This is a genomic window from Sunxiuqinia sp. (assembly GCF_055140945.1).
Genome location: NZ_JBSQYS010000002.1, coordinates 91,304 through 109,861, shown reverse-complemented (window position 1 = coordinate 109,861; position 18,558 = coordinate 91,304). Strand labels below are relative to the sequence as shown.

Annotated in this window: 14 protein-coding genes; 6 read left to right on the top strand and 8 right to left on the bottom strand. The window is 41.2% G+C overall.

Translation table 11 applies throughout. From position 1 onward, the window contains the following. Positions 1-31: 31 nt before the first annotated feature. Positions 32-1,450, top strand: a complete 1,419-nt coding sequence (locus tag ACTB00_RS01225) for a tetratricopeptide repeat protein (RefSeq protein ID WP_463298127.1) — start codon at positions 32-34, stop codon at positions 1,448-1,450. 2 nt (positions 1,451-1,452) lie between these two features. Then, positions 1,453-2,211, top strand: coding sequence for a phosphosulfolactate synthase (locus ACTB00_RS01220; protein WP_463298126.1), 759 nt, complete (start codon positions 1,453-1,455; stop codon positions 2,209-2,211). Positions 2,212-2,307: 96 nt separating this feature from the next. Here the strand turns inward: ACTB00_RS01220 and ACTB00_RS01215 are convergent, their stop codons facing one another. The 7 genes from ACTB00_RS01215 to ACTB00_RS01185 all read right to left on the bottom strand — a co-directional run bounded on the left by ACTB00_RS01215 (position 2,308) and on the right by ACTB00_RS01185 (position 10,611). Next, positions 2,308-2,871 carry an archaemetzincin family Zn-dependent metalloprotease gene (locus ACTB00_RS01215; protein ID WP_463298125.1) on the bottom strand — a complete coding sequence of 188 codons (564 nt, stop codon included), beginning with the start codon at positions 2,869-2,871 and terminating at the stop codon, positions 2,308-2,310. Between the two features lies 1 nt (position 2,872). Next, positions 2,873-4,213: a sigma-54-dependent transcriptional regulator gene (locus ACTB00_RS01210; protein WP_463298124.1), complete on the bottom strand. Its 1,341-nt coding sequence runs from the start codon at positions 4,211-4,213 to the stop codon at positions 2,873-2,875. Between the two features lie 13 nt (positions 4,214-4,226). After that, positions 4,227-5,879, bottom strand: coding sequence for a sensor histidine kinase (locus tag ACTB00_RS01205; RefSeq protein WP_463298123.1), 1,653 nt, complete (start codon positions 5,877-5,879; stop codon positions 4,227-4,229). Between the two features lie 230 nt (positions 5,880-6,109). Beyond that, entirely contained in the window at positions 6,110-6,820 is a 711-nt protein-coding gene (locus ACTB00_RS01200) for a glycine cleavage system protein H (RefSeq protein WP_463298122.1), read from the bottom strand. Between the two features lie 43 nt (positions 6,821-6,863). After that, positions 6,864-8,102 carry an NrfD/PsrC family molybdoenzyme membrane anchor subunit gene (gene nrfD, locus ACTB00_RS01195; RefSeq protein ID WP_463298121.1) on the bottom strand — a complete coding sequence of 413 codons (1,239 nt, stop codon included), beginning with the start codon at positions 8,100-8,102 and terminating at the stop codon, positions 6,864-6,866. Then, on the bottom strand, positions 8,086-8,946 hold the full coding sequence (locus ACTB00_RS01190; protein WP_463298120.1) for a 4Fe-4S dicluster domain-containing protein: 861 nt from the start codon (positions 8,944-8,946) through the stop codon (positions 8,086-8,088). Before ACTB00_RS01190 ends, nrfD begins: the two co-directional genes overlap by 17 nt. 33 nt (positions 8,947-8,979) lie before the next feature. Next, complete coding sequence (locus ACTB00_RS01185; RefSeq protein ID WP_463298119.1) at positions 8,980-10,611, bottom strand: hypothetical protein; 1,632 nt, start codon at positions 10,609-10,611, stop codon at positions 8,980-8,982. A gap of 690 nt (positions 10,612-11,301) precedes the next feature. Here ACTB00_RS01185 and ACTB00_RS01180 point away from each other — a divergent pair. The 3 genes from ACTB00_RS01180 to ACTB00_RS01170 all read left to right on the top strand — a co-directional run bounded on the left by ACTB00_RS01180 (position 11,302) and on the right by ACTB00_RS01170 (position 16,227). Beyond that, a complete protein-coding gene (locus ACTB00_RS01180) occupies positions 11,302-13,563 on the top strand; it encodes an aconitate hydratase (protein WP_463298118.1) in 2,262 nt (753 codons plus the stop codon). A 25-nt stretch (positions 13,564-13,588) separates the two neighbouring features. Further along, positions 13,589-14,821, top strand: a complete 1,233-nt coding sequence (locus ACTB00_RS01175) for an isocitrate dehydrogenase (NADP(+)) (RefSeq protein ID WP_463298117.1) — start codon at positions 13,589-13,591, stop codon at positions 14,819-14,821. Positions 14,822-14,907: 86 nt separating this feature from the next. After that, positions 14,908-16,227 carry a citrate (Si)-synthase gene (locus ACTB00_RS01170; RefSeq protein ID WP_159517008.1) on the top strand — a complete coding sequence of 440 codons (1,320 nt, stop codon included), beginning with the start codon at positions 14,908-14,910 and terminating at the stop codon, positions 16,225-16,227. Positions 16,228-17,274: 1,047 nt separating this feature from the next. Here ACTB00_RS01170 and ACTB00_RS01165 read toward each other — a convergent pair. Next, entirely contained in the window at positions 17,275-17,970 is a 696-nt protein-coding gene (locus ACTB00_RS01165) for a Crp/Fnr family transcriptional regulator (RefSeq protein WP_463298116.1), read from the bottom strand. 156 nt (positions 17,971-18,126) lie between these two features. Here ACTB00_RS01165 and trxA point away from each other — a divergent pair, with 156 nt between their 5' ends. Next, positions 18,127-18,549 carry a thioredoxin gene (gene trxA / locus ACTB00_RS01160; RefSeq protein ID WP_463298115.1) on the top strand — a complete coding sequence of 141 codons (423 nt, stop codon included), beginning with the start codon at positions 18,127-18,129 and terminating at the stop codon, positions 18,547-18,549. Positions 18,550-18,558: the final 9 nt, after the last annotated feature.

The window sequence follows — 18,558 nt, the reverse complement described above, 5'->3', positions numbered from 1 at the left end:
TTAAATTTGCACCTGCTATTTTTTGGATTCTATGGAAGAAGACTCAAGGGACTTTTACGAAAATGAGGAAATTGATGAAGCGGTCAGACGCTTCAAGAGAATGATGAATTCCGATCAAACAGACTACTTTGATGTTTTTGAGGTAGAAGGCATTGTTGATTATTTTTTGGATGAAGGTAAAATTAGCATGGCCAATTTAGCCATCGATAATGGCATCAAAATTCATCCTTCTTCAATAGCCCTTCAAATTAAGAAAGCACAACTACTTCTGGTTGATGGGAAAGTGGAAAAATCACTTGATTTAATTCACTTAGTCGAAATGGTCGAAAACAGCAATTCGGACATCTATCTGATTAAAGGTTCAGCCTTGATTATGATGGGTATGGTTGACGAAGCAATTGTGGCCTATGAGCAATCTGTTTTTCACAATTACGATGAAGAAGATGAGTTGCTTTACAACATCGGCATCACGCTTGGGCAAGCAGATGAATTTAAAAAAGCGATTTCATTCCTGGAACGTGCTTACCATGCAAACCCTGGCAATGAACAGGTTTTATACGAATTGGCTTACTATTGTGACAAAGAAGGTCTGGATGAAAAGAGCATTCATTACTACAACAAATACCTAGACATTGATCCATTTAATTCGTCAGTTTGGTACAATCTGGGCATTTCATTAAACCGATTAGGAAAGCACGACAAAGCGATCGAAGCGTATGACTTTTCAATCGCGCTTAACGATGAGTTTGAACAAGCGCTTTTTAATAAAGCCAATGCCTTCTCCAACAACAACCAATACGAAGAGGCCATCAAGTGCTATCAGGATTACATTGAAATCGACAAAGAGAACGATGACGCTTATTGTTATTTAGGCGAGTGTTATCTGAATCTGGATCGTTATAATGAAGCCTTGGTATATTATCAAAAAGCTATTCGGATTAATAAGAACAACGCGAATGCGTGGTATGGATCAGGCCTGGTGATGTGGATTGAAAACCAAATAGATGAAAGTCAAATTCTCATTAAAAAAGCCATTAAACTAGAAGATGAAAATCCTGAATTCTGGCTGATGTACGGTAAAATAAACCACGAGCTGAGTCTTTACGATCTGGCAGAAACAGCATTTGAAAGAGCAACTAATCTTGATCCTGATAACCGTGAAAGCTGGATTGCTTATGCAGAAATGCAGTACGAACGAGGCATGCTTCAAGAGTCAATAACCATACTGAAAAAAGCTCATGATATGATTGCTGATGATTCGAGCATTAATTATCGTTTAACAGCTTATCTGCTTGAAAACAACGATGAACGATCAGCTACTGACTATTTTAAAATCGCACTTAAAGCTGATTTTAACGGATACAACACCTTATTTGATTATTACCCGAAAGCCCAACAAAACGAATCCATCAAACAATTGATAAAAGAATACCAATCAACCAAATTTTAATAATGAATTTCAACTTACCGTTTATTCCTGAGCGTCCGGAAAAACCAAGATCTTCTGGCTTAACCATGGTAATGGATAAGGGATTAAGCCTTAAAGAAGCCGAAAGTTTATGTGAAGTCGCATCGGATTATTCTGATTTTGTAAAACTTGGATTTGGCACCGGGTTATTAACTCCGGGACTGAAAGAAAAAATAAACGTTTATAAACAGGCCGGAATTACGCCTTATTTTGGCGGTACACTTTTCGAAGCCTTTATCGCCCGGAACATGTTTGATGACTACCGTCGATTCATTGATGACAGTGGCGTTGAAGCCGCTGAAGTTTCCGATGGTGTTTTGCCGATTAACCACGATAAAAAATGCGAATATATTCGTGTGCTGTCAAAAGACTTCCAAACCTTTTCAGAAGTAGGCACAAAATTGAAAGGGAAAGAGATTAGCAACCTCGAGTGGGTTTCGTGGATGAAAAGCGAGTTGGAAGCAGGAGCCTGGAAAGTAATTGCCGAAGCACGCGAGAGTGGCAACATGGGCATCTACAATGAAGATGGATCAGCCAATTGCAATTTGGTAATGGATATCAAAAAAGAAATTAATACAGAAGATATTTTGTGGGAAGCACCACTTAAAAGTCAACAAGTTTGGTTTATCAAACTATTAGGAGCCAATGTAAACCTCGGTAATATTTCAAACACCGAAGTGATTCCACTAGAAACACTTCGCAGGGGGCTTCGGGGAGATACCTTACTTAGCTTTCTTCCATAAACAAGAATCTTCACCTAACGATATTTAAAACCACCGCTCTCAACGGTGGTTTTTTTTGATTAATTAACACAGATAGAGCCTACAAGCTTTCTTATTCTACAGCGATTCTGCAACAAATGAAATATCCAATTTCTTTCTGCATTTGGAACAGAATGACCAGCCTTTTTGATCGATATCTTCAACATAAGTGCTTGAACGCATCACGCAGACTGGATTCTGGCAGTGGATCAGTCCGAAGGTGTGACCGAGTTCATGAATCACTTCTTTACGCAACCGGTCAACGAAAACCTTTTCATCCGCTTCAATCCCATAGCGTTCGTTTTTCAAACGGTAAGCTGATGCGATGCCACATCTTCCGTTTAAATAAGCCTGACCAAAAATGAACGTTAAAATAGGGATGTAAAGATCAACATTTAAAATCCCTAAGGTTTTTGACTTGTCCGAAGCAAAACGCCTTCCAATTTCTTCCAACAATCTATTGCCGTCATATTGTTTGCGGGCAGGCTCAAAATATTCACTTAAATCGAGGTATCCTTCCTGTGTTTTTACCGGTACCGAGAATTCGCGTTCCACATCATGAATGATTTCGGCGAGAAAATCCCTCCCAAAATATCCAAATGAAATTAATTTGATGTTTTCCGGCTTCATTCTCAATGCCAAGCTAGTTGCTTTGTTTTAAATTGTACTTCTTAATTTTATTGTACAGAGTCACCCGGTCAATTTTCAGGGCCTTTGCAGAAACGGAAATATTCCAATTGTATTTGTTCAGGATTTGCAGGACGTGATGTTTCTCCAGTTCATTGAGACTCTCAAAGGACGGCATCGATTTGTTTTTTTCGATTGGCAAATCTTTCAAGCAGATCTTTTTGCCGTTCCCAACCACAATTGCCCTTTCTATCATATTCTCCAGTTCGCGGATATTGCCGGGAAACGGAAACTCTGCTAACCGTGACAGTGCTGCTGGTTCGATCGACATGACCGGCCGGTTCATGGTCGTGCAGTACTTTTTGATGAAATACTCGGTCAACAAAGGAATGTCTTCCGTTCGCTCGCGCAAAGGCGGAACACGAATATTGACCACATTGAGCCTGTAAAATAAATCTTCTCTGAATGCTCCATTGTCCACCATCGTTTTCAGGTCGCGGTTGGTCGCACAAATAACCCGAAAATCAGACTTGATCTCTTTGTTTCCACCAACCCGAACAAAGCTTTTGGTTTCCAGTACTCTCAATAATTCTACCTGCATTTTTGTTGAGATGGTAGCTATTTCATCCAGAAAAATTGTTCCATTGTCAGCCATTTCAAACCGACCTTTCCGGTTATAAACAGCTCCCGTGAAAGCTCCTTTTTCGTGGCCGAACAATTCACTTTCCAGTAAACTCTCGGACAAAGCTCCGCAATGCACACTAACCAAAGGGAAAAATTTGCGGGGCGAATTGACATGAATGGCTCGTGCAACCAGTTCCTTTCCAGTTCCGCTTTCCCCTGTAATAATAACCGAAGCGGTGGATTGTGCAACACTCTCAATTTCTAGGAGTACTTGCTGCATAGCCTTACTTTCGCCAATCAAGTCTTCCACATTTTCAAGCGAAACCACTTTATCTTTTAACACCTCATTTTCCTCCATCAGACTGATCTGCCTAGAGGCATTGCGAATCAAATGAGACAGGTCGTCCGGATCAAAAGGCTTAGTCACATAATCGAATGCGCCATCTTTTAACGCCTGCACTGCGGTATCAACCGTCGCAAATGCCGTCATCATAATGACAATGACCTCTTTTCGGATGGTTTTGATCCGCTTCAACATCTCCAGCCCGTCCATTCCAGGCATTTTAATATCGGCCAGCACAATATCGAAAGTTTCGGATTCAATTAGCGACAATGCTTTTTTTGCATCTTCGGCAGAGACAACACGGTAACCGTCTTCGATAAACCAACTGCACAGGGAGTCCCTGACAGACCTTTCATCATCAACAATCAATATGGATATTTTCTTCGCCATGGTTTGTTTTTTTTTAAGTCTTTATTAAAGGTAAGGTGATGGCTATAGTCGTTTCTTTTCCACGGTCTGATTTCACTTCAATTTTTCCCTTGTGGTTTTGCACAATGCCATGTACTACCGATAAGCCAAGGCCAATACCGCTAGCTTTCTCCTTGGTTGAAAAGAAGGGTTCAAAAACGTGGGGAAGATCTTCTTCTGCAATTCCAATTCCATTATCAGTAAATTCGATCCTGATCTGTTCATTGTCTGGGTTATGGGAATAAACGACAATTTCACCATTCTCAGAAACGGCTTCCGAAGAATTGACCAAAATCGCAATACACGCTTGTTTAATTTGATTGGGGCTACACGAGATCAAATCCTTTTTGGCAGAAAAATCGGATAGAAAATGGATGTTGGCAATTTTCATAGGGTGGGTCATCAGTTCCACTGTGTCCGTCAGGATTTCATGCAAGTGACGTGGCTCAAAACCTTCTTGGTCTTTTCTTGAAAAGTCCAGCAATCCTTTCACAATGTCTCCACAACGCTTCGTTTCACTTTCAATAAATTTTAAATGTTTTAGCATCATGCCAACTTTATCCTGATCCAGATTTGGATTGCTTAGCTGTTTGTGGATTAACTTTGTGTACACCAAAATGCCCGAAAGTGGATTGTTGATTTCATGGGCAACCGAAAGGGATAATTTTCCGAGTGACGAAATCCGCTCAATATTGATTAACTCATTCTGAGCTTGCCCCAGTTCTTCCGATTTTTTTTGGACTTTGTATTCCAGTTGTTGTGACCAATTTTGAAGCTCCGTTGTTGCCGTTTGCAGGTTGTCCAGCATTTCGTTGAATGCATAGGAAACCATGCGCATGTCTGAAAGCTGGTTTGATCTGATTTCCAGTCGTGTATTTTTATCGCCTTTGGCTACTGCCTCTGAGGCCAAAATAATCTTGTTGAGTGGATTTTTAATTTTCTTATTGGTGAACAGGATTAAAAACACAATAAGTATGACCGTCATAAGTGCGGCCATCAAAAAGAAATCAGTGGTTGATTCTTGTAATGCGCTGTCCAACTTTTCGAGCGGCATTTTAATGATTAACGATCCAAGCACTTTTTCGTCTGCGCTGTGGGCATGACATGCCGCAGTGAAGCAGGATGGATTATTCAGAATGGGCGACTTGATCATCAGGTTACGAATGCTGTCATTGTCCGGGTTCATAATGCATTCGCTTTTCGCTTCGATTATGCGGTAAGATTTTTCGTCGCGCGAAAACATCTGCTCAAAATCCTCGTGACAACTGGCGCAGTCCGGGTCGCTATGATTGGAAGAGTTGGGCGAAATTGACGTATAGGCCAGGTTGTTGCTGTTATCATACATACTCACGTTGTCAATGCCCGACATGGAGTTGATCAGATCCAAGGTCCTTTGGAGCGAAGCCTGGTCATTTTTTAACATGGCATCGTACAAAGCACCTTCAACCAGATAACCAATGTTATTGCCGTTTTCGCTGATCACCGATTTCATGTAATTTTCATTGACCGAGCGAAAAATAATCCCGAAAGAAACAAACAGCACGAGCGAAGCGATTGTGATAATAAATACAACACGTCCGTAGATGGACGAGCGGAACTTGACATACCCTTTGACAAGGGGTGTTCCGATATGGTTTTTGTTTTTCATTCTTTTATACCAAGGCATAGGTAAAGGCAAAAAGTTAGTTACTACGGACGAAGTTAATTTTAATAATTGAAACCAGATTCGATCCGTGATCTTGTTTTACAACACCTGTTCATTATTTTGAATAAAAAGATGCCACAAAGAGCCTGCGTCTTGAAACGATAAAATCCGACCGGCTCACTTTAGTCATTCTAAAGTGTTACCAGTCGGAAGCAAGTGTTTTATTCAATCTCTTAACTCAGAAAAGTATGCTGAAAATCGTCCCAGACTTCTTTCGGAAGTTCAGCCAGCGGCTGGTCGATCAGTTCTCCACCATCCTGCAGCACCACCTGATTTGGATTGGCCAAATGCTTCATCACCGAGACCGACAAAAAGTCCTTGAAGCGATCCAGCTCACAGGAAGCCCAAGCACTGGCATCTTCGGCCAAATAATGGGTATTAGTGTCAACTTTCCAGTTCGATGGCTTAATCACGTACATCCATCCTTGCTGGTACGGATCGGCCTTCATCAGACCGGGTTCGTCCACCAGCTTTTCATTGGTTCGCATAACTTGGCCGGAGATGGGAGCAAAAATTTTCAGACTTTTACCATCGTGGTTAATTCGGGTTAATAACTCTCCCTTTAGTACTTGCTCTCCCGGCTCTCGCAGATAGCTGATACTTACCTCACCGGTCAGATGAAGCAGCAGGTCATCGAGTCCAACCCGGGCTTTACCGGTTTTCTCAAGGTAGGCCCAACTGTGAAACTTGCTGAAAAAGATTCCTTGAGGAATACGCAGTGATTTGGCCGTAATGAGTCCGTCAGCCAGTTGGGGTTGCATGGTTTGTTTCGACTTTCGGGTCAATAACATCCAGAAAGGAACCATAATCAGAAAGAAGGCAATGATAGCCAGGTATTCGATTCCTTTGGTTTCAAAAATATTGGTATATGTAAATCCGTCCATAACAATTTATTTCTAGGTTTTTCTTTATTGGCAACAAGGGGGTTTAACGACTGTTATTTTTAGCCCATTTAGGGGGTTCGTCCAGTACCGGCATGCGGCTAATGACCCACCTGAAAATCCAAATTTGAATTAATATGATGGTAATGCTGACCACGATCTCCATCCAGGAAGGAACATAGCGTACGGCTTCATCCCAGCGAAAAGCGATAATTGACACATTGAGCCGGTTCACAATAATTCCCACAATGGTGATGATGGCGGCCACCCGGCTCAGCAACAAGCTGGATGTGCGGGAGGCATAGAAAAACAAAACCGTCGGAACAGCCACGAAACCAATCATTTCAAGCAGAAACCAGTAACCCATGGGGGTGTTCAGCAAGTCCCAGTGCTGTCCGTGAATGAACACCAGAAATTGCATAAACAGGTAGGCAAACATACCGAAAGCACAAATCTTCGACAAGCTTTGAACCATGTTGTTGCGTGCTTCACGATTCTTTGAGCTGATCTTCCGGAAGAACACGCGCTGGCTGATTGAGCCTTCAAAAATGACCATCGACAAGCCAGCAAAAACGCTGGACACCAGAAACAGAAGTGGAATAAATTCATTGTACCACAGGGGGTGAATTTTCTCGCTGGCCATGAGGAACAGCGCACCCAAACCTGACTGGTGTAAGGTTGACAAGGTGATACCAAAAATAACGGCTCCCAGGGTCAGCCCCGATAAAATTTTGTGAGCCCGCTTTGCTCCCAGCCACTCGGCTACTGCCGGCGAGAACTCAATGAGCTGGGCAACAATATACAGCAAGAAGTGCCAGGCAACCAGAAACAACACCGAGCTGGCTCCAAAACTATTGCCAATAATCGGGTTGAAGATGTTCCAGGGTTTGCCCAGATCGAGCACTAGCGCCCCGGCGTAGAACATATAAGCCAAAAAGCCGTTCAGCACCGTTACCCGGACAATGGAGTGATACTTATCAACTTTCAGAATATAAACAATGAAAGTCAGCACATAAGCTCCTCCGGCAAAGGCCACACCAGTTACCACATTAAAGCCTTTCCACAAGCCCCAGGGAATTTCCTGGTTGATGTTTGAAACTGCACCAAGCCCTTCTGCGAAGCGGAGGACAATTAAAGCCAGCCCCACCAGAATAATCGGTATGGAGATCAGATTGAAAGGTGTGAGCCATTTGCCCCTGGGTTTTAGCTCACTTAGAAGAAATTTCCAGATGGATTTTCCATCACGGTCGGCTGCTAGTTGAATTTCTTTATTCATCGTTATCATCTACTTTTAGGTGATTGTTTACTGTTGCCTGATGAATGCCCAATAATAAAGTTGGCACCAGCACAAATACTGATGGAACACTGTACAGGAACCCTTTCGTAAGCTCGGGGTAAGAAGACTGTCGCAGGTGCGTATTCATTCCTAGTTCCTCAAATGGAACAGAAGATAAGTAGAGCCATCCGGTTCCTCCAGCTTCGTGTTCGCCATAAATATGATCAACATACTGATCAGGATTTTCATAAATTCGTCTTCGGGCCTCATTAATCAAATCCCGGCGTTTCCCAAAAAGAACGGCTTCGGCAGGGCAATTTGCAACACAGATTGGTACCTCTCCCGCTTGTTGCCTCTCCATGCACATGTCACATTTCTGAATTTTGGGGTTGGTACTCTGGTATTCAAACTTTGGCATGTCAAACGGACAGGAAACCATGCAGTAGCGGCATCCCATACATTTATCGCCATTCCAGGTAACCGGGCCGGTTTTGCTTTTATGCATGGCCTGAGTGAGACAGGCCGCTGCACAGGCTGGTTCATTACAATGCATACACTGCCGTTTCGTATACACTTCCCCGTTTTCAGTTTGAAAGGTATTAACCACGGTGTTGCAGGTTTCGTCCGTTTTCCGAATAGCTTCAACCTCCGGCTGAGGTTCAGGCAATCCATGTGCAGCAGCACATTCATATTCGCAGGTGCGACAAGCCACGCAACGGGTAGAATCGTATAGAATCCCGTAGAATTCAATCTCTTTTTCACTTTTTGGTGAGGCTACCGTTTTTTTACCAACTGCCAGAGATGCTCCAGTGACAGCCAGCACATTAAAAAAACCTCTTCGATTTAATCCCATAGTTTCAATATTTAGTGAGGATTTTCAAATTCGTTAGCGGGCATGATCAATAAATTCGGTTTGAAAGTCTTGCCAAACTTCCGGTGAAAGGTTGGCCAGAACATGGTCAGTCAGTTCGCCACCGTCCTGCATGATGAGTTGATTAAAAACCTTATCGTTGGCATTGGCTGAATTGGCCAGAAAATCCTTCAGTCGGTTGAATTCATCTTCGAGCCACTCCTTGTACTTTTCAGCCACTAATAAAAAGCGGGTTTCCCGATGCCAGTTTGCCGGCTCAATTAAATAGGTCCATCCATCAGTGTATGGCGCTGCATTGATACCGGCAGGATGATCATGCAATCGCTGATTTTGTAGTTTGATCACTCCTGAAACCGGCGAATAAAGATCCAGTTGTTTTCCTTCGCGAACCAGAGTTATAATTTTTTCACCTTTGCGGATTTTTTCACCTGATTCCCTCATTATAACCTGAGTGAGGGATCCTGTCAGATGTTGCATAAAATCATCAATCCCGACAATTACCATTCCATCCGGTTCCATATATGCCCAGGTGTGTGATTTTCCGTAATACAAACCAGCGGGTGCATGAATGGACTTCTCGTTCAGCGAATTTGTAGTGGCAATATCTTCACTTAGGATACCATTCTGTTGTTTACGCCTCGACCGGATCAGAACGATAAGTAAAAGTAAAATCATTGTACCAATCGCCAGTTTCCAACCCAAAGGAATTAAAGGAGTGTCTGCCAAAGTAGGTTGAGCCACCGGCTTGACCAACGCCAGAAGGTTTTCGGTCTTTTCTCTGCCTGAAAGAATGCTATAGCCAGAGTTATTTAGATAGTTCTGTCCATTTTTGTTCAACCACACCAAAAAGTCTAAAGCTGTTTGCTTGGATGGCTCCGAAGTTGCCAGCGCATAAATATTCCCAGATAAACTCCGTGGATACTTTCCAATCCAAGCTCCCCTGGTCAATTGATCGGGACTGTCATACATGTTTTCAAAACTATCAAGACGTCCGTTTCTATTTTTGTCAACCGGAAGAATACTGATTTGATCGGTAAAAGCATTTGTTTCCGGTTGAAGAACATCGACAAGTTTGCAAAAGCCAATCGCATATGGATCTCTCTGAACGGATGAAATTAAGTCCTGTGCGGAAACTATTGTTGTCGTCTGAAACGCTGGCACCTCTGCTTTTGTATAATTGGTAATCGTTGAAGCTACCTGCTGATTATCCAGCATAAAACAATTAATAGGCTTTTCGGGTGCGCCTTCAACGACCAAAGACCAACCTGAATCTTCAGACAGAACCTTTCCTAAATCTTCTGCAGTAATCCCAATCCTGTAAATTTCCTCAAGAAGTGGATTTTTGGAATTGATGATTGGTACAATCACATCGTGGGCGATGACCATTTTCCACGCAAGCTCGTTTTGATCCATTGCCTGTTGATCGGTATCAAGAAAATAGAGGGTTTCCGGTTCAATCGCTACCCCATCGTCTATTTGTGAGAAAGCGATTTTTAGATCCGGCTTTGTTTTACTGAAGTCGGCCACCCAATTCAAGGTCAGTTCAGATAACTCAGGAGAACTCATTAGCTGCAAAGATTTTACTTCGCCGGACGTGGGCTCATCTCCTGTTTGGTTATCACTGACCTCATTGCAAAAACCTGTCATGCTGCAAATAATCAATGATAACAGAGAAAAAAATAATAAAAAGGTTTTCATTGTGTTGATATTAATTGGTTTCATTTACTAATAGATGCTTAACACTCTGATATGCTGATCAATAATTCATCTGATTAGTCATTAGCCAAATAGAGTGCCAAAAAAACACACAGGCATCAACAATCTCAATTTCAGGTGATTGAAAGCGAAATCGCTAAATGATTCAACAGAAAGGATTGTTGACTTTTTAAACAGTAAACATTCCGAATTCATCTATCTATCTGTATTTCTACCTTTTAAAATATTTGTTTATTTTTTCAACACTGTAGAGTTATGCAACACATTCGGTTAAAATGGAATATACTTTTTACAAGGATGAGCGAGAAACTCTATAATTTTTGCAAGTTTGAAGTCAGCGACAATCAAAAATCAGCTTTTGTCTCTTTCACTAATATCAGCACTACTAAATTCCAATTTCCAACTTTCAACCAACTCATTTCATCAAGAGAAAAGCAATACGCTTCTTTTTATTAATTCTAAATAAAAGAATACGCTTCTACAACATGAGTGTATAAACCTGCCAAATCTCATATTTTTTGATATCTTAATGCCGTTGCAACAAACCTTTATGCCCTGTTTTTGTTAAGGAAGATGAATTTATTTTACCTCGAAAGATACAATTGATTAAAAAACCATAATATGTTTGATCTGGATTTAATAAAAAAAACCTACGAGAACTTTGGCCCTCGTATAAAATTGGCCAGAAACGTACTTAAAAGGCCCCTTACTTTGGCCGAAAAAATATTGTATACCCACCTTTTTGATCCCGAAAAAGTAGAGGCGTTCAAGCGTGGAGTTGACTATGTTGATTTTGCTCCTGATCGAGTAGCTATGCAGGATGCGACAGCACAAATGGCGTTGCTTCAGTTTATGAATTCAGGGAAAGAACAAACAGCTGTTCCTTCAACCGTTCATTGCGATCACCTGATTCAAGCTAGCGTAGGTGGACGAGCAGACTTGAAGTTTGCCCTCAATAACAATAAAGAAGTATTTGACTTTTTAGAGTCGGTATCAAATAAATACGGAATTGGCTTTTGGAAACCCGGAGCGGGAATTATTCACCAGGTAGTGCTCGAAAATTATGCATTTCCCGGAGGAATGATGATTGGTACTGACTCGCATACGGTCAATGCTGGTGGACTTGGCATGGTCGCTATCGGAGTTGGTGGAGCCGACGCCGTTGACGTCATGGCGGGAATGGCCTGGGAACTTAAATTCCCAAAATTGATCGGTGTAAAGCTAACCGGAAAACTGAGTGGGTGGACTGCTCCTAAGGATATTATCCTGAAAGTTGCAGGAATTTTAACTGTAAAGGGTGGAACCGGAGCCATCGTCGAGTACTTTGGCGAAGGTGCAAAATCGCTTTCAGCAACCGGAAAAGGAACAATCTGTAACATGGGTGCTGAAATTGGTGCAACAACTTCCACCTTCGGATACGACGAATCGATCGAACGCTATCTGCGTGCAACAGGTAGATATGAAGTTGCAGATGAAGCAAATAAGATTAAAGAGCATTTAACTGCTGACGATGAAGTATATGCTAATCCTGAAAAATATTTTGATGAGCTTATTGAAATCAACCTGGATGAATTGGAACCTCATTTGAACGGACCATTTACTCCGGACTTGGCAACTCCAATCTCAAAAGTTGCCGAGGCTGCTGAAAAAAATGGCTGGCCAACAAAAATTGAAGTTGGCTTAATTGGGTCTTGTACAAACTCCTCTTACGAGGATATCTCGAGAGCAGCGTCTTTGGCGCAACAGGCCGTAGATAAAAATTTGAAAACGAAATCAGAATTCACAATAACACCGGGTTCTGAACAAGTGCGCTATACCATTGAGCGCGATGGATTTATTGATATTTTTGATAAGATTGGAGCCAGTGTCTTTGCCAATGCCTGCGGACCTTGCATTGGTCAGTGGAATCGCGCGGGAGCAGACAAAGGCGAAAAAAACACCATTGTACATTCCTTTAACAGAAACTTCTCAAAACGTGCCGATGGTAACCCAAATACACATGCTTTTGTAGCATCGCCTGAACTAGTTACAGCGTTGGCAATTGCCGGAGATTTAACCTTTAATCCACTAACTGATTCCCTGATTAACGAATCGGGAGAAAAGGTGAAACTTGATCCGCCAACAGGAGAAGAATTACCAAGCAAAGGTTTTGCGGTCGAAGATGCAGGATATCAAGAACCGGCAGAAGATGGTTCTTCTGTAAAAATTGCTGTTTCTCCTGATTCAAAACGACTGCAATTGCTTGAGGCTTTTGAACCCTGGGATGGGAAAAACATGACTGGAGCAAAGCTTTTGATTAAAGCTGAAGGGAAATGCACAACCGACCATATTTCCATGGCAGGACCATGGTTGCGTTTTCGCGGGCATTTGGACAATATTTCGAATAACATGTTGATTGGTGCAGTAAATGCCTTTAATGGTGAAACCAACAAAGTAAAAAACCAATTGAACGGTGAATACGATGAAGTTCCGAAGGTTCAAAGAGCATACAAGGCTGCTAATATTCCAACAGTTGTTGTGGGTGACCACAATTATGGAGAAGGCTCATCTCGCGAGCATGCTGCCATGGAACCACGTCATTTAGGTGTAAAAGCTGTCATTGTAAAATCATTTGCCCGAATTCATGAAACCAATCTGAAAAAGCAGGGCATGTTGGGCTTAACTTTTACGAACGAAGCTGATTACGATAAAATCCAGGAAAACGACACGTTCAATTTTATCGATCTTGAGGATTTTGCACCGGGTAAAACACTTCATGTAGAATTGGTTCATGATGATGGCAATAAGGAGGTAATCGAATTAAACCACACGTTTAATAGTCAACAAATTGGTTGGTTCAAAGCCGGTTCAGCGTTAAATTTAATCAGACAACAAAATAACTAATAAATTTTTTTAGAGACACCCGAAAATGGAAAAAATCAAAGTAGCAAATCCAGTAGTAGAGCTAGACGGAGATGAAATGACCCGGGTTATTTGGTCATTCATTAAAGAAAAATTAGTCTTCCCATATCTTGATCTTGACATCAAGTATTACGATTTGGGCATGGAAAAACGTGACGAAACTGATGATCAGATTACAGTTGATGCAGCCAATGCAATAAAAAAATACGGAGTAGGCATCAAATGTGCAACCATCACTCCCGACGAGTTGCGGGTTTCTGAATTTAATTTGAAAAGCATGTGGAGATCTCCAAACGGCACCATCCGAAATATTCTAGGTGGTACTGTATTCAGAGAACCCATTATTATTAATAATATCCCCCGATTGGTGCCCGGTTGGAAAAAACCTATTTGTATCGGACGTCACGCTTTTGGTGACCAATACCGTGCAACCGATTTCCTGACAAAAGGAAAAGGAAAACTAACCATTACATTCACACCTGAAGACGGTGGTGAAGTGCAGTCATACGACGTATATGATTTCGAAGGTGATGGTATCGCAATGGCAATGTACAATACCGATGAATCTATTTTTGGCTTTGCCCGCGCATGCATGAACCAAGCTCTTGCGAAAAAATGGCCACTGTACATGTCCACCAAAAATACCATTCTCAAAAAATACGATGGGCGCTTCAAAGACATATTTGAGAAAGTCTTTAATGATGAGTTCAAAGAAAAATTCGAAGAAGCCGGCATCACCTATGAACATCGTTTAATTGATGACATGGTGGCTGCAGCGATGAAATGGGAAGGTGGCTTTGTTTGGGCTTGTAAAAATTATGACGGTGATGTTCAGTCAGACACCGTTGCTCAAGGCTTTGGATCACTCGGATTAATGACATCAACATTAGTGACACCCGATGGAAAAACAATGGAGGCTGAAGCTGCTCACGGAACAGTTACCCGACACTTCCGCCAGCATCAGAAAGGAAATCCGACATCGACCAACCCAATTGCTTCAATTTTTGCATGGACAAGAGGACTGGCTTTTCGTGGAAAACTGGACGAGAACCAAGCATTGATTGATTTCGCCAACACAATTGAACAGGTTTGCATCAGCACGGTCGAAAGTGGCAAGATGACAAAAGACTTGGCTTTAATTATTCATGGAAAAGATCTAAAAGAAGAACACTACCTGACGACTCAAGAGTTTTTAAACGCCATTGATGAAAACTTGAGAGATAGTTTAATTGCAAACTAAACAATAGTAGAATCAATAGGTTTGAATAATATAGCCTGAAATATTCGTTAACTTATGAGTAAAATCAAAACTAAAATAAAATAAGAATGGAATACATTAAGAATAAGTTTTATCAAAAAGCCAGCAAGTGCATTGGTGAATACCAAAAGCTAAAAAATGAGCATGGCGACAAAGTGATCGCAAATGTTACGATCGGTCAGGTTATGACCGGTATGAAAGGAGTTCCGAGCTTAATTACTGACACTTCAAAGTTAGATCCAACAACTGGTATCCGCTTTCGTGGTTACACAATACCCGAACTCCGTGATAAATTGCCACGGCTAAACCCTGAGGGAGAACCACTCCCGGAGGGACTTTTTTACTTAATGCTAATTGGTGAAATTCCTGAAAGAGATGATGTTTTAAACATTAGTAAGGACTGGGCAACTCGTGCTTATGTGCCTCAGCACGTTTTTGATGTCATCGATGCGCTACCGAAAACTTCGCGTCCGATGACACAATTTAGTGCCGCCATCTTAAGTATGGCTACAGACTCTATTTTCCAAAAAGCATATCGCGCAGGTGTTCATAAAAAGCATTATTGGGATACGACTTATGAAGATGTGATGAACCTTATTGCCCGCTTGCCAAGAATCGCAGCATACATTTATCGTCGTCAGTTCTTCAATGACGAACATATTGAACCAGATCCACGCTTAGACTGGGCTGGAAACCTGGCACACATGATGGGACATGACTCGGAGGAAGTAAAACGCTTAATGCGTTTGTATATGGTAATCCATTCTGATCATGAAGGTGGAAATGTTTCGGCACATACCACGCATCTGGTCGGTTCTGCATTGAGTAATCCATATTACTCATATGCTGCCGGAATGCTGGGATTAGCCGGTCCGCTTCATGGTTACGCAAATCAGGAAGTAATTAACTGGATTTTCGACATGATTCAGGAATTGGATAAAGACAATCCAACAGAAGAGGACATTATCGCTTACACAAAGAAAACCTTGGGTGAGGGTCGTGTAATCCCGGGATACGGTCATGCGGTGTTACGTCAAACGGATCCACGATTTACCGCACAACAAGAGTTTGCTAAAAAATATGTGAAAGATGATAAATTAATTAACATTGTAAATACACTTCACCGCGTTGTTCCTCCAATTTTGGAAGCTACCGGAAAAGTTAAAAATCCATGGCCAAATGTCGATGCTTACTCAGGAGCATTGCTTTACCACTACGGATTGAAAGAACACTCATTCTACACCGTCTTGTTTGGTGTTTCAAGAGCACTTGGAGTACTGGCAAGTTTAGTGATGGATCGTTTATACGGTCTGCCAATCGAACGTCCTTCTTCATTCCCTCTCAAATGGTATCATGAAAAAGCCGGCGAAAAAAATGGTGGATGTTAATTGACTTGAAAAATAACTGACTTGAAATGCTCTTTGAAAAAGGGCATTTTTTTTTGATCAAAAATTGCTTCCTCCAAAGTGAGCTTTTATTGGACAGGTTACTTCCCGGCGTATATTCGCCCGGATCATCTCTATGTATTGTTTGGTCGCAAAACAGCAACTCATAAGTAGTTGAATACAATTTTGATTTTGGAAGAGATACTGACAAGCTCTAATGAAAAAACACACATTGTCTTTCTGTTAAATCTTACCTATCTAATTGGTTGTTGACTTACTAAAAATCCGGCAATCGTTAAAAAGACAATTCAAAAACTCGCGACAGACTGTTAATAACAACGAATTATCAGATCATAAACCTCGATAAATACGCGTCAATAAAGAGATGTGTAGCTTACTAACAATTGTTAATTTCTCTGGTTGAAACAGCGTTAATTTAAAAACCCTAAAATAGTTGCCTTATATAGCTTTTGTGTCGTAATTTTGATTGTATCAGGTAAGCGATAAAAGACTGCTCCGAAGATGTGGAGGCGACAAAAGTACTTAGTTGAACCAGCGTCAAATCATCCAAACCTCAGGGTTTGCACATCGTAAGAGCCGAAGTTTAAGCAACCGAAGACCAGTTCTTTAAAAGCTTGATTAAAACGAAATCAACTTACTTCGGTAAGACGAAAGTAATTTTAAGATTGATGGCTGTTTTCTGCAAGGAATTCGTTCCCGAACGAAAACAAGAGATCGAAGGAACTCACGTTCATTAGACATCAAAATTTGGGAAATGGAAGATCGAAAGACCCGAAATCCTCAAAAGCTATCGAAAACTTCGTCCCGGAAAACAACCTTCGGGTTTGTTGAAAGGACAGCTGGAAAGTTTTGCTGTAAAAGGCACTACCGGAAAGCCAGGGGTTGAAAACCAGAATCCTAGATTCAAGGATCAGCCAGTCAAAATAACAGTAGCCTGACACGAAAAACAACTCCGGTTGTTAAGTAGTGAATGGGAGCTATTCATAAAGAGTGGTTCCCATTGTTGTTTTTAGTAGATACATAGTTACACTACCCCCGCAAACTAATCTCCTGCAACGTTTCTCTTTTCAAAATGGTAATATCTTTGTCTTTCAGTTCGATCAACCCGTCTTTTTCATATCCTTTCAAAAGTTTAACCGCACTTTCCATAGATATGCCGGCAAAATCAGCCAGATCCTTCCGGGTAAGCAACTGAAAAATTTCAGGATTACTAGCTTTAAAACCATTCAAATAAAGCAAAGTTTCGGCCAACCGCCCATTCATTTGCTTGTAAAGAACCTGCCGAATTGTTTCATACAGTCCGGATTCTTGCTCGCAAAACCGCTGAATAAAAGTAGAAGCAAACAAACCATTTTGGTTAACAACTTTTGCAATCGCCTGTTTTTCGATCAAAAATGCCATGCAATCGGTTAATGCCACGGCCGAATAATCAAAGGTATTATTCACAAAGGCAGATGATAGCCCAACAAACTCACCCTGCTGAATAATTTTCAAATTATATACTCTATTGTTATCGCCCTCCAAATACTGTCTTGACAAACCACTGATGATAAATAAAATATACGAAGCAAAAGCCCCTTGTTTGGTTAAATTATCCCCTTTCCTGAAATGTACCTGAGCACGGCTTGATCGCACCAGCTCCACCTCTTCCGGTTCAAGAACCTGAAAACAAGGCGTCTGTATGTCGCAAATGAAATCTTTATCGTTTTCTGAAATCGTCTTCATGAAATCCTAATAATTTATGAAGTTGTGAAGTTAGGAATAAATCAATAAAAAAGTTGATGTATTTCAACCCGAAAGTTGGAAAGCCTTCAGTCAATACTCTTTCCCACGTTGCACATTAGAAATACTTTTGTCACGAAAACAATTAAACAAAAAAAAATGGTGCAAATAATTATTGGAATACTTGCTCTCGTCATTGTCGGTTTTTTCATTCTGGCCAAAGTTGCCAAAAACAAAATGAAAAATACGCCAATGGTTGATGATCACAAAAATATTATAACACTTACAGACAAAAATTTTCAACAGAAAACAAAAAACAAATTGGTTTTGGTTGACTTTTGGGCCAGTTGGTGTGCACCATGTAAAATGATGGCCCCTATTTTAAATGATGTATCAGAAGAATTAAATGGAAATTCCTACATCGGAAAAGTGAATATCGAGCAATACCAGGTATTGGCTCAAAAATTTAAAGTTCGAAATATTCCCACCCTCATACTTTTTAAAAACGGAAAAGAAGTTGGACGTTTCGTCGGAATTAAAAGCAAAAAATATTTATTGAATGAAATTGCAAAGGCTAGCTAAACAGTCGCC

What these genes read in the sequence shown, in the direction of transcription:
- ACTB00_RS01225 (WP_463298127.1), top strand. Translation starts at nt 32, where the DNA reads ATGGAAGAAGACTCAAGGGACTTTTACGAAAATGAGGAAATTGATGAA.
- ACTB00_RS01220 (WP_463298126.1), top strand. Translation starts at nt 1,453, where the DNA reads ATGAATTTCAACTTACCGTTTATTCCTGAGCGTCCGGAAAAACCAAGA.
- ACTB00_RS01210 (WP_463298124.1), bottom strand. Translation starts at nt 4,213, where the DNA reads ATGGCGAAGAAAATATCCATATTGATTGTTGATGATGAAAGGTCTGTC.
- ACTB00_RS01205 (WP_463298123.1), bottom strand. Translation starts at nt 5,879, where the DNA reads ATGAAAAACAAAAACCATATCGGAACACCCCTTGTCAAAGGGTATGTC.
- ACTB00_RS01200 (WP_463298122.1), bottom strand. Translation starts at nt 6,820, where the DNA reads ATGGACGGATTTACATATACCAATATTTTTGAAACCAAAGGAATCGAA.
- nrfD (WP_463298121.1), bottom strand. Translation starts at nt 8,102, where the DNA reads ATGATAACGATGAATAAAGAAATTCAACTAGCAGCCGACCGTGATGGA.
- ACTB00_RS01190 (WP_463298120.1), bottom strand. Translation starts at nt 8,946, where the DNA reads ATGGGATTAAATCGAAGAGGTTTTTTTAATGTGCTGGCTGTCACTGGA.
- ACTB00_RS01185 (WP_463298119.1), bottom strand. Translation starts at nt 10,611, where the DNA reads ATGACAGGTTTTTGCAATGAGGTCAGTGATAACCAAACAGGAGATGAG.
- ACTB00_RS01180 (WP_463298118.1), top strand. Translation starts at nt 11,302, where the DNA reads ATGTTTGATCTGGATTTAATAAAAAAAACCTACGAGAACTTTGGCCCT.
- ACTB00_RS01175 (WP_463298117.1), top strand. Translation starts at nt 13,589, where the DNA reads ATGGAAAAAATCAAAGTAGCAAATCCAGTAGTAGAGCTAGACGGAGAT.
- ACTB00_RS01170 (WP_159517008.1), top strand. Translation starts at nt 14,908, where the DNA reads ATGGAATACATTAAGAATAAGTTTTATCAAAAAGCCAGCAAGTGCATT.
- ACTB00_RS01165 (WP_463298116.1), bottom strand. Translation starts at nt 17,970, where the DNA reads ATGAAGACGATTTCAGAAAACGATAAAGATTTCATTTGCGACATACAG.
- trxA (WP_463298115.1), top strand. Translation starts at nt 18,127, where the DNA reads ATGGTGCAAATAATTATTGGAATACTTGCTCTCGTCATTGTCGGTTTT.